This is a genomic window from Sutcliffiella halmapala, assembly GCF_050107295.1.
In the GTDB taxonomy this organism is placed as follows: Bacteria; Bacillota; Bacilli; order Bacillales; family Bacillaceae_I; genus Sutcliffiella_A; species Sutcliffiella_A halmapala_A.
This window is the reverse complement of record NZ_JBNIKR010000012.1, coordinates 1-24941: the sequence shown is the minus strand read 5'-3', so window position 1 is coordinate 24941 and position 24941 is coordinate 1. Positions and strand designations below refer to the sequence as shown.

27 protein-coding genes are annotated in these 24941 nt (G+C 42.5%); 18 read left to right on the top strand and 9 right to left on the bottom strand.

The genetic code is table 11. The annotated features are described in order from the left end of the window. Positions 1 to 202: 202 nt before the first annotated feature. From ACQCT5_RS18060 to ACQCT5_RS18035, 6 genes are all read left to right on the top strand, one after another. Positions 203 to 1336, top strand: a complete 1134-nt coding sequence (locus ACQCT5_RS18060; protein WP_499643831.1) for a DUF445 domain-containing protein — start codon at positions 203 to 205, stop codon at positions 1334 to 1336. A gap of 98 nt (positions 1337 to 1434) precedes the next feature. Then, positions 1435 to 1791: a YlbF/YmcA family competence regulator gene (locus ACQCT5_RS18055; protein WP_499643829.1), complete on the top strand. Its 357-nt coding sequence runs from the start codon at positions 1435 to 1437 to the stop codon at positions 1789 to 1791. A 152-nt stretch (positions 1792 to 1943) separates the two neighbouring features. Next, positions 1944 to 2804: a Cof-type HAD-IIB family hydrolase gene (locus ACQCT5_RS18050; protein WP_499643827.1), complete on the top strand. Its 861-nt coding sequence runs from the start codon at positions 1944 to 1946 to the stop codon at positions 2802 to 2804. Between the two features lie 319 nt (positions 2805 to 3123). Continuing rightward, positions 3124 to 4629: a coproporphyrinogen III oxidase gene (locus ACQCT5_RS18045; protein ID WP_499643825.1), complete on the top strand. Its 1506-nt coding sequence runs from the start codon at positions 3124 to 3126 to the stop codon at positions 4627 to 4629. 546 nt (positions 4630 to 5175) lie between these two features. After that, positions 5176 to 5943, top strand: coding sequence for an enoyl-CoA hydratase (locus ACQCT5_RS18040; RefSeq protein WP_499643824.1), 768 nt, complete (start codon positions 5176 to 5178; stop codon positions 5941 to 5943). A 237-nt stretch (positions 5944 to 6180) separates the two neighbouring features. Then, positions 6181 to 7047 carry a TVP38/TMEM64 family protein gene (locus ACQCT5_RS18035; protein WP_499643823.1) on the top strand — a complete coding sequence of 289 codons (867 nt, stop codon included), beginning with the start codon at positions 6181 to 6183 and terminating at the stop codon, positions 7045 to 7047. Positions 7048 to 7094: 47 nt separating this feature from the next. Here the strand turns inward: ACQCT5_RS18035 and ACQCT5_RS18030 are convergent, their stop codons facing one another. Then, positions 7095 to 7280, bottom strand: a complete 186-nt coding sequence (locus tag ACQCT5_RS18030) for a YhzD family protein (RefSeq protein WP_499643822.1) — start codon at positions 7278 to 7280, stop codon at positions 7095 to 7097. A 136-nt stretch (positions 7281 to 7416) separates the two neighbouring features. Between ACQCT5_RS18030 and ACQCT5_RS18025 the strand changes: the two genes are divergently transcribed. The 7 genes from ACQCT5_RS18025 (at position 7417) to ACQCT5_RS17995 (ending at position 16750) form a co-directional block, all read left to right on the top strand. Then, a complete protein-coding gene (locus ACQCT5_RS18025) occupies positions 7417 to 8319 on the top strand; it encodes an ABC transporter ATP-binding protein (protein WP_499643821.1) in 903 nt (300 codons plus the stop codon). Continuing rightward, positions 8312 to 9559, top strand: a complete 1248-nt coding sequence (locus ACQCT5_RS18020) for an ABC transporter permease (RefSeq protein WP_499643820.1) — start codon at positions 8312 to 8314, stop codon at positions 9557 to 9559. The genes ACQCT5_RS18025 and ACQCT5_RS18020 overlap by 8 nt, the downstream gene beginning before the upstream one ends. Before the next feature lie 144 nt (positions 9560 to 9703). Beyond that, on the top strand, positions 9704 to 10936 hold the full coding sequence (locus ACQCT5_RS18015; RefSeq protein ID WP_499643818.1) for a metallophosphoesterase family protein: 1233 nt from the start codon (positions 9704 to 9706) through the stop codon (positions 10934 to 10936). Between the two features lie 6 nt (positions 10937 to 10942). Further along, positions 10943 to 13963, top strand: coding sequence for an ATP-binding protein (locus tag ACQCT5_RS18010; RefSeq protein ID WP_499643816.1), 3021 nt, complete (start codon positions 10943 to 10945; stop codon positions 13961 to 13963). Between the two features lie 91 nt (positions 13964 to 14054). After that, a complete protein-coding gene (locus ACQCT5_RS18005) occupies positions 14055 to 15272 on the top strand; it encodes an MFS transporter (RefSeq protein WP_499643815.1) in 1218 nt (405 codons plus the stop codon). Between the two features lie 269 nt (positions 15273 to 15541). Then, entirely contained in the window at positions 15542 to 16486 is a 945-nt protein-coding gene (gene yhaM / locus ACQCT5_RS18000; RefSeq protein ID WP_499643814.1) for a 3'-5' exoribonuclease YhaM, read from the top strand. Between the two features lie 78 nt (positions 16487 to 16564). Further along, positions 16565 to 16750: a sporulation YhaL family protein gene (locus tag ACQCT5_RS17995; protein ID WP_386636741.1), complete on the top strand. Its 186-nt coding sequence runs from the start codon at positions 16565 to 16567 to the stop codon at positions 16748 to 16750. A 61-nt stretch (positions 16751 to 16811) separates the two neighbouring features. On the opposite strand, the gene ACQCT5_RS17990 is transcribed toward ACQCT5_RS17995, so the two are convergent. Next, on the bottom strand, positions 16812 to 17699 hold the full coding sequence (locus ACQCT5_RS17990) for a peptidylprolyl isomerase (protein ID WP_499643813.1): 888 nt from the start codon (positions 17697 to 17699) through the stop codon (positions 16812 to 16814). Between the two features lie 342 nt (positions 17700 to 18041). Here ACQCT5_RS17990 and ACQCT5_RS17985 point away from each other — a divergent pair, with 342 nt between their 5' ends. After that, on the top strand, positions 18042 to 18128 hold the full coding sequence (locus ACQCT5_RS17985; protein ID WP_223701000.1) for a YjcZ family sporulation protein: 87 nt from the start codon (positions 18042 to 18044) through the stop codon (positions 18126 to 18128). Between the two features lie 139 nt (positions 18129 to 18267). Beyond that, the gene (locus tag ACQCT5_RS17980) at positions 18268 to 18354 is read left to right on the top strand and encodes a YjcZ family sporulation protein (RefSeq protein ID WP_078381557.1); all 87 of its coding nucleotides are present in this window, start codon (positions 18268 to 18270) and stop codon (positions 18352 to 18354) included. A gap of 118 nt (positions 18355 to 18472) precedes the next feature. Here the strand turns inward: ACQCT5_RS17980 and ACQCT5_RS17975 are convergent, their stop codons facing one another. Together ACQCT5_RS17975 and ACQCT5_RS17970 are read right to left on the bottom strand one after the other, a co-directional pair. Next, positions 18473 to 18658, bottom strand: a complete 186-nt coding sequence (locus ACQCT5_RS17975; protein ID WP_078381556.1) for a hypothetical protein — start codon at positions 18656 to 18658, stop codon at positions 18473 to 18475. Positions 18659 to 18775: 117 nt separating this feature from the next. Then, entirely contained in the window at positions 18776 to 19330 is a 555-nt protein-coding gene (locus tag ACQCT5_RS17970; RefSeq protein ID WP_499643812.1) for a DUF3267 domain-containing protein, read from the bottom strand. A 172-nt stretch (positions 19331 to 19502) separates the two neighbouring features. On the opposite strand from ACQCT5_RS17970, the gene ACQCT5_RS17965 reads away from it, so the two are divergent. Continuing rightward, positions 19503 to 19844: a DUF1878 family protein gene (locus ACQCT5_RS17965; RefSeq protein ID WP_499643810.1), complete on the top strand. Its 342-nt coding sequence runs from the start codon at positions 19503 to 19505 to the stop codon at positions 19842 to 19844. Here ACQCT5_RS17965 and ACQCT5_RS17960 read toward each other — a convergent pair. Further along, on the bottom strand, positions 19831 to 20427 hold the full coding sequence (locus tag ACQCT5_RS17960; RefSeq protein ID WP_499643808.1) for an HTH-type transcriptional regulator Hpr: 597 nt from the start codon (positions 20425 to 20427) through the stop codon (positions 19831 to 19833). The genes ACQCT5_RS17965 and ACQCT5_RS17960 overlap by 14 nt on opposite strands. A 97-nt stretch (positions 20428 to 20524) precedes the next feature. Beyond that, the gene (locus ACQCT5_RS17955) at positions 20525 to 20887 is read right to left on the bottom strand and encodes a YtxH domain-containing protein (protein WP_499643806.1); all 363 of its coding nucleotides are present in this window, start codon (positions 20885 to 20887) and stop codon (positions 20525 to 20527) included. A gap of 220 nt (positions 20888 to 21107) precedes the next feature. On the opposite strand from ACQCT5_RS17955, the gene yhzF reads away from it, so the two are divergent. Continuing rightward, positions 21108 to 21299, top strand: coding sequence for a membrane protein YhzF (yhzF, locus tag ACQCT5_RS17950; protein ID WP_499643804.1), 192 nt, complete (start codon positions 21108 to 21110; stop codon positions 21297 to 21299). 242 nt (positions 21300 to 21541) lie between these two features. Here yhzF and ACQCT5_RS17945 read toward each other — a convergent pair whose 3' ends face one another. Then, entirely contained in the window at positions 21542 to 22066 is a 525-nt protein-coding gene (locus ACQCT5_RS17945) for a tryptophan transporter (protein ID WP_499643802.1), read from the bottom strand. A 125-nt stretch (positions 22067 to 22191) separates the two neighbouring features. Next, positions 22192 to 23274, bottom strand: coding sequence for a 3-phosphoserine/phosphohydroxythreonine transaminase (serC, locus tag ACQCT5_RS17940; RefSeq protein ID WP_499643800.1), 1083 nt, complete (start codon positions 23272 to 23274; stop codon positions 22192 to 22194). 101 nt (positions 23275 to 23375) lie between these two features. Here serC and ACQCT5_RS17935 point away from each other — a divergent pair, with 101 nt between their 5' ends. Next, positions 23376 to 24254 carry a hypothetical protein gene (locus tag ACQCT5_RS17935; protein WP_499643798.1) on the top strand — a complete coding sequence of 293 codons (879 nt, stop codon included), beginning with the start codon at positions 23376 to 23378 and terminating at the stop codon, positions 24252 to 24254. A gap of 50 nt (positions 24255 to 24304) precedes the next feature. Here the strand turns inward: ACQCT5_RS17935 and ACQCT5_RS17930 are convergent, their stop codons facing one another. Further along, positions 24305 to 24463, bottom strand: a complete 159-nt coding sequence (locus ACQCT5_RS17930; RefSeq protein ID WP_417897418.1) for a DUF3934 family protein — start codon at positions 24461 to 24463, stop codon at positions 24305 to 24307. Positions 24464 to 24941: the final 478 nt, after the last annotated feature.

Below are 24941 nucleotides of genomic sequence, written 5' to 3'. Positions count from 1 at the left end.
GGAGCGGCAAAGTGTAGGTGTTACAGTGTGTGGATAGTAAGAAGGTGCCAGGATCTATCCTCATCGATGGGAGGAAGGTCGCTAACACCCTGATTGGTTCAACTAACTCTGGTTGGAAGCCTGGAGCTCCTAACCGAGTAGAAGGTTCCTTTTATTGTATGAAAGCACAAGTAATAGGTGATAAAAGAAAGGTTGTTTATAGATGAAAATAGTGTATGTCATATCTGTGATGGTTATTGTAGGTGCATTGATCGGGGGAGTCACGAACTCCCTTGCAATACGGATGTTGTTTCGTCCTTACAAACCCATTTATCTTTTCGGGAAAAGGGTTCCGTTCACCCCGGGTCTTATTCCTAAACGAAGAGGGGAACTGGCAGACCAGCTCGGAAAGCTTGTGATGGAGCACCTGCTCACTGCAGACAGCATGAAGCGAAAACTGGAAAACAGCCAGTTCCAGGAGAAGATGGAGGTATGGGTCAAAGCGGAGCTGCAAAACTATTTGGAAAGCGGGATTACCGTCCAGGAGTTTTTGTCCAGATTCGGAATTGAAAATGCGGATGAAAAGTTGAAGGGGAACCTTGTGCGCGTTGTGGAATCAAAATATGAAGAAATCATGATAGGTCTGCGCTCTAAGCCACTACAGCAAGTGTTGCCCGCTTCAATAGTTCATTCCGTCCAGAGCAATATACCGTTTGCAGCGGAATATGTATTATCAAAAGCTGTCCATTATTTTGAAAGTCCTGAAGGAAAAATACAGCTCAACAAGATGATCCAGGATTTTATCGCTACACGAGGCAAGCTCGGAAGTGTGGTCCAAATGTTTATGGGCAACTACAATATCGTGGATAAAGTGCAGCCAGAGGTTGTCAAGTTCCTGAAGCATGATGGAACAAAGGATGTACTGATGAAGGTGCTGTATGGAGAATGGGAGAAAATTAAGAAGATGGAAATCGGGGAAGTCGAAGAGAAGCTTTCAAAAGAGACCATCCTTTCCACTATCCACAAAGCGCTTGACCGCACCTTGAACATTCCAGGCTGGATGGAGAAGAGCCTGCTTGAGGCTATTGGGCCCATACATCCATGGATGATGGAAAAGCTTGTACCATCGATTCTTTTGACAGGAAGTCATCTTGTACTGGAAAAACTCGAAGAACTTCTTGCGAAATTAGAGCTTGAGGATGTGGTCCGGGATCAGGTCGAATCCTTCTCATTGGAGCAATTGGAGGAAATGGTCCTCTCGGTATCCAAAAAGGAACTGAAGATGATCACCTATCTTGGAGCCCTGCTCGGCGGGCTTATCGGACTTTTTCAGGGGATATTTGTTCTATTCGTTTAAACGCCACATAGTGAATTGTTTGAATGAGATTGACAGGTTTGTTATACTGGTCACTAGCATACCTGATAGTTGGGTAAAAAAGGAAGGAATGATTTATCTTGTCTAATAACGTTTATGATGTAGCATATGGTTTGGAAAAAGCGGTTAGAGAAAGCGACGACTTTAAAAATCTTCAAAATTTATATAAAGAGGTTTTTGCTGACGAGTCCACTAAAAGAATGTTCGAGAATTTCCGAAACATCCAATTGGAGCTTCAGCAGAAGCAAATGAGCGGTCAGGAAATCACTCAGGAGGAAGTGGAGCAGGCGCAACAAACGGTGACACTGGTTCAGCAGAACGAAAGCATCGCCAAGCTGATGGAAGCCGAGCAGCGCATGAGCATGATGGTAAGCGAACTGAACAAAATCATCATGAAGCCTCTTGAAGAATTGTATAGCGAAGAGAACCAGAACTAATAAAAAGCGTACTTCGGTACGCTTTTTGTTTTGGGATCATTTGCATACAAGCATAAACCTCGCCTGCAACCGCACCTTACCTGTTCTATTTTCCCCTCATTCCTCATACTCATATCAGTAAGTACAAACATCTTAGATAAGGAGGCCTCTCCATGATATACCGCTTACTAGCCATAAACATCGATGGCACTTTGTTGAAATCGAATGGAAGATTAGCAAAGGAAACGAAGGAAGCCATCGAATATGTGAAGAATAAAGGGGTCTATGTGACGTTAGTGACCGGCAGGAACTTTGCATTTGCGAAGAAGGTTGCCAAATCGATGAAGCTTGATACATTCCTGATCACTCATGGGGGAGCATTCATCGCCTCCAAGCTGGATCAGCCCCTGCAAGCTAAAAGGATTTCTGAGGATAAAACGTTCAATCTAGTTCAGGTATTGGAAAACTATGATTGTACAGTGAGGATATTGCATGAACGCTACTCGATCGGTAACAGATTGAGGGGGGCAAATAACCTGATGGCAAGGGCGGTTCTCGGTTCGAGTGATCCGTTGATCTATCCGATGCAGTTTGTGGAATCGCTGGGAGATACTTTAATAGATAATCCGATAGCGCCGCCGAAGATCGAGGTCTATTTTACGGAGCCGGAAGAAAGGGAGCGGGTCATCGACACCTTGAAGTCCGCCTTTAAAGATATTGAAATCCTCGTACATGCCGATGGGAAAGTGGATATTCTTCCGGATGGGGGAACGAAGCTGGATGGGCTGTTGATGCTTGGGGATGTTCTTAAGATTCCCCCGCAGGAAATGGTCGTCATCGGAGACACGATGGAGGATCTGCCAATCATCGAGGTGGCAGGTCTTGGTGTAGCAATGGGCAACGCACCAAAAGAAGTGAAGCAGGCGGCCGATTGGATTACGCGGACCAATGACGAGTCAGGCGTTGCTTATATGATAAAAGAGCATTTCCGCAAGCAGCAGCGAATTGCATTTTTAAATAAGCTCTTTTCGTAAAGTCTATTGTTTATGTCCGTCAAAAATCGGCTTTTAGATTTTTTATAGCATTTCTCCTCGTATTTTTCAAAGAGTAAATAAATCTATTTTTCGGGAAAAGAGCACGAAGGCAAGTAAAGTGACGAGTTTACGTTTACTACGTCAAAAGCAACAATCTATACGAAAGCCCCTGTAAATAAAATGAAAATATAGATGAATAGGGAGGCGGACGCATACTTTGGTCCGCCTCTTTTTCCTTAGCCTGATGCTTGATATTGGCTCACCTGTTCCGTTACACTAGAAAGAGTGAAATGGAGAGCAACATTGAAGGGTGATTATAATGAAAATAGCGATTAAAGGGCTTCATGATGATAGATACCACCGTCCGTTATCCTTGATTTCGGACTTGTTTTTTGAAGAAACTGAAGTGCTATTTGAGAATAGCGAAAAGGACATGGCTGATATCCATATCACTTTTTCTGTTGAAGAAGTGGCTGATACGTTCCATGTAAAAGGAATGCTTGACGGAGATAAAGTCCAACATGACAAGGAATTGACGTCTACCGATGAGAAGGAAAGGTTCCGATTGAAAAAGCAGGCAGTTTCCTACGTTTATCTGACGCTGTTGCAGAATAAGACGGAAATCATCCAGAAGTGGGGCATATTGACAGGTATACGTCCTACCAAGCTGCTACATTCAAAGCTGCAAAAGGGCGAGGAAAAGGAAAAGGTCCACCAGCAGCTGCGTGAGGACTATTTGATCACTGACGAAAAAATTGCACTGATGCAAGAGATTGTCGATCGTCAGCTTTCAGTCGTGCCTGATCTTTATGAGCTTGGGAACGAGGTCAGTATCTATATCGGGATACCATTCTGTCCGACGAAATGTGCCTACTGTACGTTCCCAGCCTATGCAATCAACGGGAAGCAGGGCAAGGTGGATTCCTTCCTCGGCGGACTGCATCATGAAATCAAGGAAATAGGTGCCTGGCTGAAGGAAAAAGGAATCAAGATCACGACTGTCTATTATGGCGGCGGAACACCGACAAGCATCACGGCCCAGGAAATGGACATGCTGTATGAGGAGATGTATGAGGCATTTCCTGACATGGACCGTGTCCGAGAAGTAACGGTGGAGGCTGGCCGTCCTGATACGATTACGCCGGAGAAGCTAGAAGTTCTGAAAAAATGGAACATCGACCGTATCAGCATCAATCCTCAATCTTATACGCAGGAAACCTTAAAGGCGATCGGGCGCCACCATACGGTCGAGGAGACCATTGAAAAATTCCATCTCGCACGTGGTATGGGGATGAACAATATCAATATGGACCTTATTATCGGTTTGCCTGGGGAAGGAGTCGAGGAATTCGACCATACCCTGCAGGAGACGGAAAAACTGATGCCGGAATCCTTGACGGTGCATACCCTTTCTTTTAAACGTGCCTCCGAGATGACGCAAAATAAGCGTAAATACAAGGTGGCCGACCGCAATGAAATCAGCCGGATGATGGATATGGCAACAGAATGGACCCGGGAGCATGACTATGTGCCATATTATCTGTACCGCCAGAAGAACATCCTTGGCAATCTTGAGAATGTCGGCTACGCACTGCCAGGACAGGACAGCATCTACAACATCATGATCATGGAAGAAAAGCAGACAATCATCGGGTTGGGCTGTGGGGCTTCCAGTAAGTTTGTCCATCCGACAACCGGGAAAATTACGAGATTCGCAAACCCGAAAGACCCGAAATCGTATAACGACGGGTTCCTGCATTATACGAAGGAGAAAATCCGCATCCTGGATGAGCTGTTCTTTTCGGATGATAAGCTGGAGGTATGATAGGGTGAATGGGGTTTTTACTGAGAGGTTTTCACGGGGAGTGTAGTCCAAAGGAAGGGAAAGAACGTATGAGCTTTTGGGCTGTACGTTCTTTTTTGTGCTTTGTGCTTGGCTGTTTATGGTGCTTAACGGAGTGTAGGCGGATGTTGCATATGCTCGTGGGTGCTTGCTGTCGCTATTTTCCTATAAATTGGAAAGTTGATAGAATATTAAGTGTTTTGGATAGATGAAGCCGCAAAGTCGATAGATTATGGTACGATTTGGATAGAATAAGTGGGATTTTGGATAGAATAATCTCGATTTCCGATAGATTATAAAAATGGCCATGTCGGAAACCTTAAAACTCCCCATAAACCTGTTATTGACCCGCCACCAGCAGCGGAATCGTTCGCGATTGATCGGTGAATTCCTGCCGGGGTCTGGCCCCTAAAAGGCCCAAAACACAATTTAATATTTCTGAAAATTCTATCAACCACAAAGTATTTAATGTATAATAAAGAAATGAATAGTCATTCATATTTGGTTTGATAATGGGGAGGGTTTTGAATGAGTACGGTGAAGGTGACGGATCAAGGACAGGTTGTTATGGTGGAGTTGAATAGACCGGAGTCGTTAAATGCCATGAATGTGGAGATGCTGGAGACTTTGGCGGAGGAACTGAAAAATATCGCAAAAGGAGATGCGAAGGTAGTAGTGTTGAAGGGAAGCGGGAATGCCTTTAGTGCTGGGGGAGACATCAAGATGATGTTGCAGGAGGATGAGGGCAACTTTGATAGAGTCATGGATTCCATTGCTTCGATGATCACGACACTATACACGATGCCGAAGATTACGATCAGCGCCATCCACGGGGCTGCCGCAGGTCTTGGGCTGAGTCTGGCTCTTGCAAGTGATTTTGTTGTAGCTCATTCTTCTACGAAATTGGCAATGAATTTTATCAAGATTGGCCTTATCCCCGATGGCGGCGGGCACTTCTTTATGGAAAAGCGCCTAGGGGAAACGAAAGCGAAACAAATGATATGGGAAGGCAAAACCATATCCGCGGCTGCTGCGCTGGAACTGGGATTGGTAGATCGTGTAGAGGAAGACGGGATGGAGGAAATGATCATGAAGAAAGTATCCATGCTTCTACATGCTCCACTCCAGGCGATGCTCGAGACAAAAGAGATCTACATCAAAACTTCCCTTCCTCGTTTGCAACAGATTCTGGAGCTAGAAAAAAATGCACAAGGCAGAATGAGAAAGTCCGAGGATCACAAAGAGGGCATCAAGGCTTTTGTGGAAAAGAGGATGCCTGTTTTTACAGGGAAATGAGAAGGATATTTTTTGCTGCTACTATTTCGGGTAGCAGCCTTTTTTAGTAAGGACCAAATAATTGCTTGTGTTAAAAATAGACAGAGCTCCCCCAATGGTGATACTATTTTTTCAACTAAGACTCAAGGCTTATCTAAACTTAATGCTTTGGTGCGTTTTATCATATTTGGAGGTAAACTATAATAAGAGTGGAATATCAGTTAGAAAATTACGGTTCACATTGGAGATGTTACTGCCTTGATAAATAATAGAAAACAGTTGCCGCTCGAGGTCTTTTTGCACATTCTTTTAGCGGTCACATCCACTTATTTGCTCTGTACAGTTTTCCCGACCTTGCTTTTATCGTATAAAATGATTTTCCTATTCATCATCATCGGAATCGCTGTGGTGGACTTTTTCCTCTTGTTGGGGAAACGCTATGAATATCTGAAAATCACAAAAATCGCCCACTTTACCGTTCTCATCTTTGTACTTCTTTTATTTCTTGTATACTATTTAACCAAATTCCTGGTTTTAACGGATATGTATGGCATGGAAAATATGCTGCGTGAACATGAATCGACAGCCCAGCTGATATTTTTCTTTGTTTGTATGGCACAGCCTATTATTCTCCCGATTCCCGAAGCAGTGACGCTCCCGGCTGGAAGTGCGGTTTTCGGTCCTTTTACAGCAGCATACTTAGGGTTCCTTGGAACGATGGTAGGTATTGTCCTCATGTTTTTCATTGCGCGTATCGGCGGAAATAAGCTGGTATCCAAATTGGTGAAGGAGAAACATCTACGCAAGTATCAGGATTACATGGGGAAGAATGAGACAGTGATACTGGCGCTCCTTTTTATCATTCCAATCCTACCTGATGAAATCATTTGCGTAGGGGCGGGTATCGGGGCGGTTTCGTTCAAAAGGTTTTTTATCATCGCGGCCATCTCCAAGCTGTTCACTACCACTCTATTAGCCTATTCGGTTTATTTTGCCACAGCACTTTCATTGACCAACACCCAGCTGGTGGTTGCGGGTTCTATTATCCTGCTTGTCATCTTCGGTTCTAGCATCGCTATAAAAAGAATGTTGGAAAAAAGCAAAAGACGCTTACGATCACAATGAATGATCGAAGCGTCTTTTATTATCCTGGCGTTTATCGAAAACAGCCTTTATCTATGAAACAATACTAATTTCCCGCTTGCATTTGTACAGCGGTGGGTGGAATCCAAGTAGTTCAGTTCGGCCAATCTTTTTTCCCCGGTTTCCTTTGCTTCTTTTTCGGTGGCAGCTTCAAAGCTTTCATCAAGAAGCGTTTCCCCTGATTTACTGAATACAGTCAGTGTATATTTCCCCATCGTTATCCCTCCATCAAAGAATGAATACGCATTCATTGCTTTTATTTTACTATTAGAATCCTATTTTGTAAAAAGAATATGAAACTATTTGTTTTATGCATCGTATAGTTAAGGAGAGTTTAGGAGGGATATAGTTATGGCGTTGCAAATAGAAGGTGTAACAAAAAAATTCGCGAAACATGTGGCAGTGGATGATTTAACCCTGGAAATCCCTGAAAGCCAGATGTTCGGCTTTCTTGGGGCAAATGGTGCAGGTAAGACAACGACGTTCCGTATGGTCCTTGGGTTGCTCGAGCCTACTGCAGGCAAGATTTCCTGGGCAGGGAAGCCGATTACATACAAGGAGAGCCAGATTGTTGGATATCTTCCGGAAGAGAGAGGGCTGTATCCAAAGCTGACAGTAAAAGACCAGATGATTTATTTAGGACGCCTGAGAGGGATGGGTAAGTCCGAAATATTGAAGGAGCTTGACTATTGGCTAGAACGATTCAGAGTCCCGGAATACTTGAATAAAAAGGTGGAGGAGCTCTCCAAGGGAAATCAGCAAAAGATACAGTTCATCGCTTCCACCATTCATAGACCAAAGCTCCTGATCCTCGATGAGCCGTTCAGTGGACTCGATCCATTGAATGTGGAGCTATTGAAGGAAGCGGTGGTGGATCTGAAAAATCAGGGTACTTCGATCGTGTTCTCCTCGCATCGGATGGAGCATGTAGAGGAGCTTTGTGAGCATCTTTGTATCATGCATCACGGGAAGCCGGTAGTGCATGGGCCGCTGAGGGATATTAAACGCTCTTTCGGAAGAAAAAATGTCATTATTCACGCAGACTTTGATTTGGAGTTTCTAGGGAAGTTGCCTGGAGTGACAAACACAAAGAAAACAGCTGAGGGCATGATTGTTCAGGTGAACGATGAAGAAGTCTCCCAGGATATCCTGCAGCAGATAACCGGAAAAGGCTATGTAAGGAAATTCATCCTTGAAGAGCCGTCATTGAATGATATTTTCATTGAAAAGGTAGGTGCTTCCTACCATGAATAAGTTTTTAGTCATTCTTTTTCATACGTATATGAGTAAATTGAAATCCAAATCATTCATTATTACAACGATCATCAGTACCATTTTCATCCTGGGCATCACCAATATCCAGTCGATCATTGATATGTTTGATAAAGAGGAAGAAAAGATTGTGGCTGTCTATGATGAACAGAATGCTGCCATTCCTATACTTGAACAGCAGTTGGCTGCCACCGGCGATTCCTTGAAAGTGGAACGGGTGGACAATACGGAAGGAATCGAGGAAAAGATTGAGTCCGGTGAGTATGAAGGGCTGTTGGTCGTATCCTTTAATGAGGAAGGACTCCCCTCAGGAGAATACAAGGCATCGTCCATCACGGATAACGAAACCATTTCCCAGCTTGAGCAGGCCCTCCAGCAAATCAAGGTGGGCATTGCGACCAGTCAGATAGGGCTTACCCAGGAGCAGATCGCCACCCTTTATGAGCCGATACAGTTCGATGTCACAGCTTTGCAGGAATCGGCAAAATCGGAGGAAGAACTGAATCAGGCACGAGGATTGGTGTATATTCTTCTATTTGTCATCTATTTTTCAGTAATCTTGTATGCTAGTATGATTGCTACAGATGTGGCAGTGGAAAAATCGTCCCGGGTCATGGAAATTCTGATTTCCTCAGCATCACCGATCATGCATATGTTCGGGAAAATCCTCGGAATTGCCCTGCTGAGTTTAACACAATTGACTTTCTGGATTGTGGTTGCCTTCATCTCGTTAAGCGGGAATCTGGAGGGCATGACAGGTGGCATGTTTGAATACTTCGGTGTGGGGGATATCGCGGTTTCTACCTTTATCTTTGCAGTTGTATTCTTCCTGCTCGGATATTTCCTCTATGCAACGTTTGCAGCATTCCTGGGATCTTTAGTAAGCAGAATCGAGGAAATTCAGCAGATCATCCTGCCTATGACCCTGTTGATTGTTGCTGGCTTCATGATTGCGATGTTCGGCTTGAACAATCCGGACAATTCATTTATTCAGGTAACTTCATTCATTCCGTTCTTTGCCCCAATGATCATGTTCCTGAGAGTCGGGATGCTGGAAGTTCCATTCTGGGAAATCGGATTATCCGTTGGAATTTTGATTGCCACCATTGTGCTGCTTGCGATATTTGGAGCCAAGGTATATCGTGGCGGAGTTCTCATGTATGGAAAGAGCGCGTCCCTGAAGGATATCAAAAAGGCATTGCAACTTTCAAAAGATAAATAATGCACTCACCCCCAAATGAATTCAATTGGGGGTTTCTTTTTTGAAAAGGGTTGGCCAAAACCGAAACTTTCTCCTAGTGCGAACGTGCATTCGCATTTCAATCGTGGTAAAATAAAGAAAAAGAGTGAAAAATGAGGTATACCAATGAATGCTATTCGATTTATACACGCAGCAGACTTGCATTTGGATAGCCCATTTAAAGGGCTGAACTATCTGCCGCAGGAAATTTTTGAGCAGGTGCGAGCGAGCACGTTTACAGCACTCGCCAATCTGGTTGATATTGCTATAGAAGAGAAGGTTGATTTTCTTGTTTTGGCAGGAGATCTTTTTGACATGGAAATACGAAGTCTAATGGCTCAGGCAAAGCTGAGAGAGGAATTCCTGCGTCTGGAGAAGGCGAACATCTCGGTCTATGTTATTCACGGAAACCATGATTTCATTGGTGCTGGCTCTCTGCAATTCAGGTATCCGGAAAATGTCCATATTTTTAATGAGAAGGTAGATAGTAAAAAGTTCATCAAGAATGGAGAGCACATTGCCAATATCTATGGATTCAGCTATGACAGACGGCATGTACTTCAGAACAGAACAAGTGAATATATAAAGAAGGACCATAACATCCCTTTTCATATCGGAGTGTTGCATGGAAACCTGGCAGGTAGGGAGGATCACGACCCATATGCGCCATTTTCCCTTTCGGAACTATTGGAAAAGGAATTCCAATACTGGGCGCTTGGACATATACATAAACGCGAGATCCTATATGAGAATCCCCCTGTTATCTATTCGGGAAATATCCAAGGCAGAAATAAAAAAGAAACCGGTGAGAAAGGCTGTTATCTAGTGGAACTCGATCAGCATGGGGCAAAAACCACCTTTAAGGAGACAGCCACCATTCTATGGAAGGACCTCAGGCTTTCCATTGAATCGATTGAGACGATGGATGAACTGTTGCAGGAAGCAAAGAATCTACTGGATAAAAGCAGGCAGGAGGAGAAAGCCTCTCTTATACGTATTGTATTGACAGGGAGCGGCCCATTATTTGTGCATCTTCATGATGAAAGTCTCTTGGAGGATCTTTTGCAATTTTTAAATGAAGGCGAATCAGATCAGCCCATTTTTCAATTTGTATATAGTGCAGCAAATCAAACCACCCCTTCGTTCACAAAGGAAGAGTTAAAAAAGAAAGCCTTTTATGAAGACTTCTATAAGGTAGTAGAGGAAACAGCGGATATCACACCATTCCTGGGATCGCTATTCAAGCATTCCGATGCAAGGGGTTTTTTGGAACCGTTTAAGCAGGAGGATAAAAAAGCCATCTTGGAGGAAGCGGAGCAATGGCTCGTGACAAAATTTCTGGAATCGGAAAAGAGGTGATAGAACTTGAAAATAAAATCTCTTGAAATCTATGGTTTTGGTAAATTGGAAAATGTGAAAATCGATGAGTTTTCCCCAGGCATTCAAGTATTCTATGGAAGAAACGAGGCTGGAAAGTCCACACTGATGGCATTTATCCATGCCATTCTATTTGGGTTTCCTTTGAAAAATCAGACTGAATTACGTTATGAGCCCAAAAAGGGGTACAAGTATGGCGGTAGGCTTATCATGGAAACGAAGGAAGGCAAACTACTAACCATTGAAAGAATTGCAGGGAAATCAGCGGGAGATGTTACGGTAACTGATGAGAAGGGGATAAACCTTTCCATCGACTCTGTATTGGCAGGTATTGACAGGAATATCTATAAAGGGATTTTCTCCTTCAATATAATGGATGTTCAAAATCTGAAGCTTATAGACTTAGAGCAGCTTGGAGGCTATTTGTTCTCCTCGGGTCTGATCGGGTCAGATAAGCTGCAGAGGATTTCGGATCAGTTGAATAAATCCATGGAGGAATTGTTCAAGCCTGGCGGTCGGAAGCCTGTATTGAATAAACTTTTGGGGGATTTAAAGGAAGAGGAAAAGACGGTGCTTCAATGGAAGCAAAAGCTCGAGCAGTATGAATCTCTCCAGAAAGATATACAACATGCAGCAGACAAGCTTGATTCTTTGAAGGCCGAAAAGGAAGAGCTCTCCGCAAAGCTGAGAAATATAGATGCGATGGTAGCCATCCAGCCCATTGAGGATCAATTATCACAAGTGAAAAGCGAGCTATCTAAGCTTGGGGACTACTCAACTTTTCCTCTTGATGGGATAGCAAGGTTGGAAAAGCTCCTGATTGAACAGTCCAACTACAATTCCAGATTGGAAAAGCTAGGGCAGGACAGATTTACGCTCGATAATAAAATGGACCAGCTCAAAGTGGATGAAGCGCTGCTAGAGAAACGGGAACGCATCGAAATCCTTTTAACTCAATTCCCTAAGTATCAGGAATCGATGGAGAGAATAGCGTTTCTATCTACCGAAGAGCAGCGACTGGAAAAACAGATTCAGGTTTTGAAAATGGAGCTTAAATGGAAAGAAAAACACGGAGAACAGGTAGAGGGCATCGATACAAGCCTTGCCGCGAAAGCGGAGCTGAAGGGCCTTCTGCAACAACAGAATAAGCTGTCCCTTCAGAAAGAGCACTTGGATGAAGAATTCCAGCAAGCGAAAGATGAACTTGAAAAGCAGGAAGATCGCATAGCCTCCCTTGTAAAGGAACAGTTACCACGAGAAGACTTTCAACAGCTGCAAGAAAAGGTGCAAGGCCTTGGGGTCGAACGCCTGGAAACTGATATAGCTATCCAGGAGCAGTTGCTTCATCAAATGGATGGTCAAATTCAACAGCAGGAGCATGACTACGTCCAAAAACAAAAGAAGAAAGGCTTGGCTGCAGTGATTAGTATTGCAGCAGGTATAGCAGGGGCTGCTGTCCTATACATGCTGGACAACACTTTGTTAGGCTTATTCTTATTCATTTTCTCACTGGGCATCGGAGGATATCTTTTCTTTGCAAAGCCATCCACATCCATTTTGATTCGATTGCAAAAGGATCGGGACGCCCAGAAAGAGAAGCTCAGCAAGATCAAGGAAACTCTCTACTCAAAACGTGAGCGAACCGGTCTCGAAAAGTATAGGTTGATGCTGGCAAAAGAAAAGCAAATAGAAGAGCTTCTTCAAAAAGAAAGGCTACTTCTTTCCCAAAGCGAAAGAACCTATGACAGAATCATCCTTCAATTTGAGGATTGGGAAAAACACCATTTTTCCTTTGAGGAGAAGTGGAAGGAATGGACAGAGAATCGAGGGTTGGAATCTATTCCTGCTAGTCATATGGAAGAGGCTTTTGCCAAGGCAATAGAATTAAAAAAGGTATTCATGGAAAGTCAGAATATCCATAAGAGGATCGAACTGAGCGAAAGCATGGTTAATCAATTCAAGGATGAAGCCTACAAGGTCATGAATCAACTTGGCTTGACTCAATCATCCTTAGAGGAAGTTATCTATTATCTTAAGGCGGAACTCGAGAAGAATGAGAGGAATAAGCAAAAACTTGAGGACCTTCATATTAAAAGACAAGAAATCGAGGAAGAAGTCACATTCTTAAGCATTCAAGAGAAGGGTGTCATTGAAAAAATCGATAAATTGATGAAACAAGTGGACGTTTCAACAGAAGAGGAATTTCGCCTCAAACATCAGCAGTTCCAAAAAGGGACTGAATATGAGCAGAATATATCGCTGCTAGAGTTACAGCTTGAGCAAGTGCAGAAATCCTATGGCATCATTCCGGAAACAGGAAAGACCCTTTCGATGTGGAATTCGGATAAAACGGAAACGGAAGAACGGCTTCGCCTTTTATCGGAGGAGCAAACCCATTTCTATCAATTGAAATCAAAAAAAGAAGAAGCCGTTCGCACGTTGGAAGAGAGAGGAACCTATTCAGATGCGGTCCAGAAATTCGAAATGGCAAAAAGCAATCTCCAGGAGCAGGCCAGGAAGTGGGCTGTCCTTGCAACCTCCCAGCAATTACTCAATAGAACAATGGACTATTATCGCACCGTAAAACTCCCTGAGGTCCTGAGTAAGGCATCCGAGTATTTCCGTTTTTTGACCAAAGAGGAGTATAGCCAAGTTTACGATCCAACCAATGAGACAAAACTGATGGTAAAACATAAAAACGGACTTACTTTCGAGCCGAAGGAACTCAGCCAGGCGACTGTTGAACAGCTTTACATCTCGATAAGGTTTGCAGTTGCCAGCGTCTGGAGCAAGGAACAGCGCTTTCCATTTATGATGGATGACAGTTTTGTCAACTTCGACCATATCCGTACGGTTCAAGCCCTGGATCTCATGAAGAAGATGACTGAGGAGGGAGAACAGCTGTTATTTTTTACTTGCCATGAGCATATGAAAGCACTCTTTGAAAAAGTAGAACACACCAAGATCATAGAATTGGAACGAATCGGCCTACCAATCACGGTAAGCTGAGGCTTATTGTCTATATTTGATTGCTACCTGGATAAGACAAGTGCTATGCTTATATAGACAAAAAAGAGGAACGACTGAAAGGATCAAATGAATGAAAGAAAGACTTGTATCTAAAACAAAAGCTCCCTTGATTCTATTGAGCTTCAACTTATTTATCATCATGGTGGGAATCGGATTGGTAATCCCCATCCTTCCCTTTTATATTGACCTTTTCGGTGCAAATGCAAGGACCCTTGGGCTGCTTGTAGCTGTTTTTGCCTTTATGCAATTTCTGTTTGCACCAATCTGGGGTAGACTTTCCGATAGAATAGGGAGAAAGCCACTGATTACAATCGGACTTTTCGGGTTTGCCGTAGCTGAATTCATCTTTGCTTTTGCCAATGGACTGTGGATGCTGTTTCTGTCACGCATACTGGCAGGAATTTTCGGTTCAGCTCTCATGCCGACCGCGATGGCTTACGTATCGGATGTCACCACATCAGAAAAACGTGGTCAGGGAATGGGGATTCTTGGAGCAGCCATGGGGCTTGGAATAGTAGTAGGCCCTGGCCTTGGTGGATGGCTCGGAGAGATAAATCTTTCCTTCCCATTTATCGTAGCCGGTGCAGCTGCGAGCTTAGCAGGAGTATTATCCATTCTTATTCTGCCGGAATCCTATCCAAAGGAAAAACGGGAACAGGATGCGCTTTTAGAAGCAGGGGAAAAAAGGGACAACCAATTTGTACAGATGTGGAAGGCATTAAAAAGTCCGGTAGGATTCCTGCTGATTTTAGTATTTATTATGAGTTTCGGATTGGCAAATTTCCAGTCCATTTTCGGGTACTATACCATGCAGCGCTACCATTATGACCCGAGTGAAGTGGGACTGATCATCCTTTTGGTGGGAATTGTTGGCACCGTGGTCCAGGGAGTGCTGGTTGGAAGGCTTACCAAAAGATTCGGAGAAGAACGGGTCGTGACAGGGTCGCTCTTGATCAGTGCGCTTGGCTTTGTCTTGATGACACTGGCAACGAATTTCCTGCTCGTTCTAGTGACGACAAGCATTTTCTTCCTGGGGAACTCCCTGCTTCGCCCATCACTTAATTCATTCATTTCCAAGCTTGCCGGAAATAAACAAGGCTTGGTCATGGGGCTGAATAATTCCTTCTTAAGCCTCGGAAATGTAGCCGGTCCCATTTTGGCAGGTATTTTCTTCGAAGTCAATATTCATATTCCGTATCTGTTTGGTGCATTTGTCATGCTGTTCGGACTAGCCGCTACAAAACTGTGGCTTTCCAAAAAAAGCAGATCCGTGGAAGTTTCTTCATAAATGAAAGTGCATCTTTTCAAACTATAAGTTATTTTATAGAAATAAGTAGATATTACCCGTATTCAGCTGGTGATTGGAGCAAAAGGCGAAGACTCCTACGGGAGTTAGCGGTAGGCTTGAGACCCCGCAGGGCGGAGCCCGAGGAGGCTCAAGCACCGCCCCGTGGGTCGCTGTGCCTTTTGCGGAAATCACCAGCGGCATTCATACCATCAAACTAAATAATATAATACTATCCTACAATTGCTAGATGTAGACAGGGGGAAATATACATGAAAAAAGGAATTCTCCACTTTGAGGTTGGCGAACAGGTGGATGTTCATTTATTGATTAAAAACTCGACAAAAGGGATTGCCAGTAATGGAAAACCCTTTTTGACGCTTATCTTCCAAGATAAAAGCGGGGAAATAGAAGCTAAGCTTTGGGATGCTTCACCTGATGACGAGCATCTATATGCTCCTCAAAGCATCGTCCGGGTCCAAGGTGATATTCACCATTACCGTGGTCGAAATCAGTTAAAAATACGCAAGATCAAGCCGAAGGAAGAGCATGAAAAAGTTTCCGTTGCTGATTTGATAGAGATCGCTCCACTTTCCCAAGATCAGATGATGGAAAAGATCACTCAGGCTATTTTTGAAATGAAAAATCCCAGTATCCAACGCATTACCCGACATTTGTTAAAAAAGCATCAGCAGGACTTTCTGCAATATCCTGCTGCAACGAAAAACCATCATGAATTTGTCTCAGGCTTAGCCTATCATGTCGTTTCCATGCTGGATCTCGCAAAAGCAATCAGCAGCTTGTATCCAACACTTGATAAGGACCTGCTTTACGCAGGCGTCATCCTGCATGACCTGGGTAAAGTGACAGAGCTTTCAGGATCTGTTTCTACGAGCTATACGATTGAAGGGAACCTGATCGGCCATATCTCCATTATGGTGAATGAGATCGGCAAAGCCGCAGAGGAACTGGGGATAGCCGGTGAAGAAGTGATGGTGCTTCAGCATCTTGTATTAAGTCACCATGGGAAGTTGGAATGGGGAAGCCCTAAAATGCCTCTGATTAAGGAAGCAGAGATGTTGCACTATATTGATAATATTGATGCGAAGATGAATATGCTTGATCGTGCACTTGAACGAGTAAAGCCAGGAGAGTATACAGAGAGAATTTTTGCGATGGACAACCGGAACTTCTATAAGCCTACTTTTCATGAATAAAAAGTAATAGGCTATCATTCTCTCTCATATAAATAGACTAGCTAGTAAGTGTAAGCTAGATTTAAAGGAGGAATGAACATGCCTTGGTGGATGTTGCTTGTGGTTATTGGCATCTGTTTCAGTGCGTATATGACGCTTCGGACTGCAAAAGAGGAGAAAGAAGTGGAAAGTGCCATCATCGAAAAAGAAGGACAAGTCTATATGGATCGGATCCAGGAAGCAAGGGAGAAGAGAAGACAGGTCATGTCTTCCAATGCCTCTTAAAGTCTGGAGTAACATGGTCAATAAAAAAGCTGGAGCATGGATGCTCCAGCTTTTTTGTATATTATTGTTCGTCTTTTGCTTCTTCTTTGGGCTCCTCTTTCTTGAACGTATCCTTTAAGGAGGATTCCTTCACTTCTACCTTTGCGTTTTCCAGCTCTTTTTCCACAGCCGCATCGACAGACTCTTGTCCAATCTTGGAGCGGTGCAGCTCATCTTCCACGTCTGCACGAATTTCTTCCAATGGCTGCTTTTCTTTGTTATCGGTCACCTTGATAATGTGGTAGCCGTACATGCTTTGTACAGGTTCGCTGATCTGGTCCACTTCAAGGCTGTAAGCTGCTTCTTCAAATTCTGGTAGCATTTTGCCTGCACCAAACCAATCCAGGTCGCCGCCGTTTGCAGCAGATGCAGTATCAGTGGAGTATTCTGTGGCCAATTCAGCAAAGTCTCCACCTTCCTCAAGCTTCTTCTTTACTTCCTGGGCAGTTGCTTCATCTTCAACCAGAATGTGGCTGGCACGAATTTCAGCTTTCATGCTATCGTAATATTGCTGTACTTCCTCGTCCGTAAGCTCTATATCTGCAATCGCAGCTTTTTCCTGAAGCATGGAAATGCGGAGAGTCTGTTTCAATTGCTCTTCGTCTTTAAATCCGCTTTGCATCAGTGCAGCTTCGAACTGTGGTCCAAGCTGCTGCTTCAGTTCATTTAAGCGATCATCCAGTTCTTCGCTCGTTACCTCGTATGTATCTCCCAGAACTTTTTCATACACAAGCTCACGAAGGACTTCCTCGCCGAAACGCTCCTTCAAAGCAGTATACAGTTCCTCTTGCGTAATGTTTCCTGCTGCTGTTTCTGCCACAACTTCGGAATTGTCCCCTTTATCGTTGTTACAGGCGGACAGTGCAAAGATTGTTGTTGTCGCAGTAAAAGCAATCATCCATTTTTTCATTCTAAACAACTCCCATATGTATTAAAGGTACAAAGTCTACTATAGCATAATCTCCTAAATTAATGAAAAAATTATCGGATTTATACAGAAAGATAAGGAATTTGTAGCATATGGGTGAAGAGCTGTTTATTTAGGCGAAGTACGTTCTTCCTAAAAAAATGGGTAAAAGTCCAATCCAATTCTGACTGCCCTACATATGATAAACAGAATCATGAAATACACCAGCTGTCCAGACAGCACAAGGATTTCATGGAAAAAAGCTTAGAGGCAGGATAAACGCCTATGCCTCCTAAGAAATGCAGCATAAGATATCGTAACAACTCAAGAAGGAGGTGTTACTAGATGGGTACTCCATATGCAGGTGGCTTCGCGTTGATCGTTGTATTGTTTATCTTGTTGGTAATCGTAGGTGCAGCTTGGTTGTACTAAGTACATTCTAATCCAGGTTATCCGGTCAACTTGTATACAGTGGCCGGAAATTAACACCCCGATTGGTTCAACTAATTTGTAATGGATGAAAACATCCATTACTGGAAGTTTCATTTATAAAACAAAAGGAGGAAAAAAGATGTCAGGTGGATATGCAGGCGGTTTCGCTTTAATCGTAGTACTATTTATTTTGCTAGTAATCGTAGGTGCAGCTTGGTTATACTAATATAACCAGAAAGGGTGGGGAAGAATTTCCCCACCCTTTGCTTTTGGAATGGAAAAAGCATCCCCTTAGCAAAAGGAGATGCTTTTTCAATATGGCTGATAGTAAACGAGTTGACTAGTTACAGAGATTTTAACAGGATATCTACATAAGAAGAAATTAAAAGAATGGTAATGAGTACATTGATGGTTCGGAAAACCTTTGGTTGACGTTCTTCAGGGATTTCCTTCTGAACACACAATGCATTAGTTAATTTGTTTATGTAGAAGAGTATAAATACAGCCACCACGATAAATAAGATAGCCATATAAGATCCCTCCTTTGGCTTCCGGTTATACATAATACATTACCAAAGTTTGAGTAAAAAAGATACCTAGACGTTCCAAAACTTTTACAGAAATAAGAAAAAGCCTCCTAATATATGTTAGGAGGCTACTTCTGTCTCATTTCTTATTAAAATATCATAACCGCTTTCCAGTTCTTCAATCTGACATGCGCTCGGGGCGCCCTGGATGTGTTTGACATACAGGAAGTCAGGAAAACACAAGCCGATGTTCAAAGAGGCAAGCATCGCAAAATAATGGTAATAGCTTGGAAAAATGCTCGCCAATAAAAGTATGGCAAACGTAATGATAAAGAATGGTGACAAAAATACAATGTATGATTGGAATTTTGAAAAAGGTTTTTTTGTTTTTATAATCATATAAGGCATAAAGCTTTTCAGTCTCCAGCGAAACTTCACTTGTTTTCTAGTAGCAAGTAGCGGCAAAGCATGACATAGCTTATGCATGGTAAACATGGAAGCTATTGATAAGCAGAACCAACCAAAGTTATTGGATGAAACCTTAACGTCATGAAAGACGAGGCTAAAAGATAAAAACAACAAGATAAATGAAAGTAAGGCGATGATAAAGGAAACGAGCATTATGCGATGGAGTCCATATTGTTTAACGATATTAATGGATTTCCAGCAGTTCATGGTTGATTCACCTTCCGTTATTACAAGTTCAAATTACTAAACTACTGTAAGCCTTTTTGTATTGAAAAGCAATAGGTGTTTTTCACTTATTTTAAAAGAAGAGAATCTAAATATTGGTAAGCGGCAAATTATAGGGTAAAATAGAGGGAAATGACGAAAAAGGAAGAAAAAAATGAGTAGTGTAGAAGAAAGATTGGCGAAGTTGGAATACCATATGGAACTATTATTAAAACAGATTCGAATGGATCAATATCCATTTGATGCCCTGGTAATCCAGAGTAAACTCGGAAGAAAAGAAGTCCTGGAACTGATGAATTTTTGTGAAAAACTGAGCATAGAAATGGAAAAGCAAAAAGCGGAAGGGTTTGTGACGTTTGCTCCGCTTCTTACTGAGTTTCATCAAAAATTACATCCTGATCTGCCATTGGAAAAAACGATACATGCCATGAAGGCCCAAAGGTTGTATGAACCACTGATGGATGTCTTTATGAAGCTCTTTATTAAGAAGAAGTAACGCTTTCATTTTTCTCTGCAGCTTCTTCTTTTTTAGAAAGTCTTCCATCGATCTCCTCAAAATCTTCTTCAATATTATTAAAAGAACGTTCAAAGATTTTCATGAAATCATCTCCGTAAATATTACGGATGACACACATCACATCCAATAGCTCCGGGAATTTCCCATATAAATCATGCATAGGCAGGGCACCGCTGAAAACAGAATTTTTGCTAGGATCATAGCTTTCCATTAGATCGAGCAGAATTTTTTCCCCTTTGTCCGTTAATTCAATATAGGTATTCCTCTTATCATTCTCTTTTTTGGAGAATTGTAGTAATTCACGTTCTTCTAGCTTCTTGGAAAAATTGAAGGCGGTAGATACATGCATGACTCCGAATTTAGCAATCTCTGAAATGCTTGCACCTTTCAAATGATATGCAATCCACAAAATATGGTGTTCATTGATATTCAAGTCATAGGGCTTGATCCACGCTTGCCAATCCTTCTCAATTGTTTTCCATAGAGCTTTACTTAGCTGAGCGACACGCTGGCTAAATAGCATAGCTTCTTTTAATGAATACTGACCATTCTGTGTATTCACAAACTCACCTACTTTTTTCTAATATATTACTATCTATTATGACAATAAAATAATAATTAATAAAGGTCAAAATTTACAAAAAATTAAAATTTTTTCGTCATTCGGCTTTTTTACCTATTTTTTTCTCTAATTTTTCCAATTCCTGTTGCACTAGCGCAATGCTATGCTGGATTGAATCCTGATGAGGTTTGATGGAATTCTGCCAAAGCTCCACGGAAGTTTTCAAATCATTTGAAAGGTTTGTGACAACGGATTTGCTCTCTTCTACAGCCTGTGAAACCTGATCTTTTATTCCCATTGCCTCGTCTTTGAGCTCATTTATACTCAATTGGATTTGCTGCTTTGTGGATCGTAGGCGGTTTCGCATTTTCTCTCCGGAACTGGGAGTCGCAAGCAAAGTGGATACACCTGCCACTGCGCCACCAATAATTACACCATAGATGAATGATTTGCCATTCATTAAAATCACCTCATTATTAAAATTATGTAAGTATAGTTCAATACCCTAAGATTATTATATAATTCAACATTTATTGAAAAATTCCTTTTTTTATTCTTTACGAGTTGGGATAAAAATATTTATCCCAGAATTGAAGATTGGAAAATATGGTGTCGGAAAAAGAACATGTACATAAGAAAGAGGGGGATTGCATAGATATGAAGAAAGGGGGCGGCATGATATGGCAGGGATAACATTTGGATTGTTTACCATAAGCATCTTGCTATTGTTGGGAGGAGTTAATTTTTTATTAGCTTCCCAAAGAGCAGGTGTCTACCCGCCCAAGAGAGTATTGCAGCAAAAAGGCCTTGTCATTTGCGGTGGTGGCGGGGCAGTATTTATACTAGCGTTGCTTGCTTTATGGATTTCTTAAATAACAATAAGGCTCTTTTCGTAAAGTTTATTGCTTTTGCCCGTAAAAAATCGGCTTTTGGATTTTTTACAGCATTTCTCCCCCTATTATTCAAAGAAAAAATATATCTATTTCACGGGAAAAGAGCACGAAGGCAAAGTGTATTACGTGTTTACGTTGGATACGTCAATAGCAACCATGTATGCGAAAACAGAAGCAATAAAAAGAGGGGATGACTCCATTTGGAGCATCCCCTCTGTTGTTTAAGCAGTAGCTATAATATTTGATCGTTTGGCAATGGAGGTTACAATTGGATAAATGATTACCATCAGCACGGTATTTAAGGCTGTTGCCGGTAAAATGGCCGTAACAAGGAAAAAGGTGAAAGATTCTCCTCCGGGCAATCCGACAAGCACAAGTGCAGACGATAGAAAAATAGCTCCTGATATTATGGTACCAATTGCGGTTAACACTCCAGCTTTCACTAAAGGTTTATTTATCTTTTTCACTGCAAGAAGCAGGAAGAAGAATAGAAACGCGGTAATCGGTTTGTCAATGATGTTTGGGATTTGACCTCCAGGGAACCCTGTGGTCAAAGCGGAAATTAATCCTGAAACAATGCCAACCAACAATACGTTCTTCTTTTCCGGGAACAGCATGATCGCAAGGAACATCATGGTCAAGCCCAGATCTGGCTTCATGCCAAGGATGACCCCGGGAACAACGGTATGTAATACCGCACCGATTCCCACCATTAAAGATAGTGCAACTAACGTTTTTGTATTCATTTCTCAACTCTCCTCATCTCTACTACTCTATATTTATAATCCCATCAGTACACTCGTTGTCTAATGCGGATTATAGTGACCATTATACAAACTATTTCCGTGTTTGGAAAGGGGAATGCTCTTTATTACATAAAATTGGTACGGAAATTCTTCATGAATTGCGCCAGTTTTTCGCAATGATCCAGTGGGACCGCATTATAGATGGAAGCGCGGCAGCCTCCTATCAGGCGATGTCCGGAGAGGCCGACAAAGCCATTCTCGCTTGCCTGCTGCAGGAACTTTTTCGTGAGCTCCTCTGATGGCAGTGTAAAGGTGACATTCATGTTTGATCGGCTATCGTTTCGTGCCGGCCCCTTGTAGAAGCTGTCACTGGAATCGATTACATGATAGAGCAGGTTTGCTTTTTCAGTATTTATGGCTTCGATTTGCCCGACTCCACCCTGATCTGCTACCCAATCCAGTACAAGGGACAGCATGTAGATGGAAAAGGTGGGAGGGGTGTTATATAAACTGCTGTTTTTTGCATATGTCTGATAGTTAAGCATAGTTGGAAGGTTATCCGGGCATCGCTCGAGCAGTTCCTTTTTCACGATGACAACGGTCACGCCGGATGGTCCGAGATTTTTCTGGGCCCCGGCATAAATTAGAGAATAGTTATCTATGGGTATGGGCCTGCTTAGAATATCACTGGACATATCCGCGATCAAAGGTATATGAGCAGGCAGTTCGGGTGTGGTTCTCCACTGCGTACCAAAAATGGTGTTATTGCTGGTAATATGCACATAGGCAGGGTTTTCTGAAAGTTCCAGGGAGTCTGGTATGTGGGAATAGTTTGCCTCCTTTGTGGAGGATGCAATATGGGTGGTGCCGACTTTCTTCGCCTCTCTCAGCGCCTTTTCAGACCAGGAACCGGTCAGGCAGTAATTGGCGGTTTTGCCTTCTGTGAGAAAATTCATGGGAACAGCAGAAAACTGAAGACTGGCACCGCCCTGCATGTAGAGGATGTCATAATCATCCGGAATATTCATCAATGTCCGAAGTCGCTCTGTGGCATGATTCTGGATGCTTTCATACTGTTTGCTGCGATGACTGAGTTCCATGACGGAAAGGCTTGAATCTTGATAGTTTAATAGTTCCTCTTGCGCTTTTTGCAATACTTCTTTGGGTAATGCTGCAGGACCAGCATTGAAATTGAACACTTGTTTCATGGAAGGTTCCTCCTTGGCTTTGGTTCAAAATATTAATATATATCCTACCACGAATTATGTTAGAATACATAAAAGATTTTGAAAACGAAGGAGATCCTTTCATGTATAGAGATAACAAACCATTTGATTTAAGTCCTTATGACCATCCCGATATCTATCCTGGACCAAGGCCACATTCCTCATTTGTCTTTTGGCAAGGAAAAGCACACCGAATAGAAGCGGTCAAAGGATTGCCTCTTGAGCACCAATGTGTCCATCTATCCAATAGTGATCATATTCTCGGCAGCCTTGCCTTCAATAGCTTTGAGACAAGGAAGGTGGCAGATTTCTTAGGCGAGGATCTGATGAAGGAAAAAGTGCCTGTTGTTGCCTATGGATCGAACGTCTGCTTAGCGCAGCTCCGTTATAAATTCAATCTCCGTCCATCTGTGGATGACTTCATGCTTTGTGTAAAGGGTGAAATTACGGATTCGGAAATTGTGTATGGTCCATTTCTTGCACCATATGGCTCGCTACCAGCAGTAATAGCACCAATGAAGGGAGCAAAAACCGAGGTCTGGATCACGTTTATGGATAAAAAACAGCTCGAATTGATAAACGCGACAGAAAAGGGCTACGAACTAAGGGAACATAGCGGTCAGAAAGTGGTTCTGGAATCAGGTGAGGTTTTTGAAAAAGTATATGCCTACTTTGTTCCAGAGGCATTGTTATGGGAAGGACATATGATAAGGTTTCCTGATATCCCGGGTACGAGCCCGCTTCCGGCCATTTGGCAAGCAGATATGCTGAACGAGGTGAGAGAGAGGATCGATTTTCTGGGAACTAGAGAAGAGTTTATTCATTTATTAAGATGGGATTTCGCATTCAGGGAGCAGGTGGAGTTTTACTTGAAGAAGCATACATGTGAATTTCATCATGAGGATTGGAAGCCGCTCGATTCGATTGCAAGCATCGGGGAGATGAATCGATCGTTTAGATGAAAAAAAAGTACAGTGCGGTGGTTTTTGACCTCGCACTGTACAGGTATCTATCAGTTATCGGAACTATCAGGATTGTCTTTGCTGCCGTGCTTTACACCCTTGCTTTTATAGGGCTTTGCGCTTTTTGCTTTATTGGCTCCGGCTTTCCAGCGATTCCAGCCTTTTTTTCCTGTTCCTCGGCCTGTTCCGCCACCTTTGCTCTTACTCATACTATCAACTCCATCATTCTTGTACGCGTTCGTTGGATTTGAAAAAGAAAGGAACGCATGACAACAAGCATACCATGTTTTTTGTTGATATGTAAAAGGTGCTTTTAAAAAGTGGGTGATGAAGGGATGTCTTTGTCGCGTTTTTTTAGATGTAGGACTTTTTGGGCGCTGATCTTAATGGAAAACTTCATCATCGGGTTTATGAAGGACGTTTTGGGGTGTGATGGTATGTGAAAAGTCACTCATCGGGTTTATGAAGGACGTTTTGAGGTGTGATGGTATGTGAAACGTCCATCATAGTGGTTATGAAGGACGTTTTTGGGTGTGATGGTATGTGAAAAGTCCATTATCGGATTAAGTCCATATAATTGTGTAAAATGAAAGAGTCATTTTATTCACTCTTGGCAACACTGTTTTCAACCACGATAAACAATGAAAAGAGGAATAAAGATGACTCAATTACAGTTTAACCTTAATG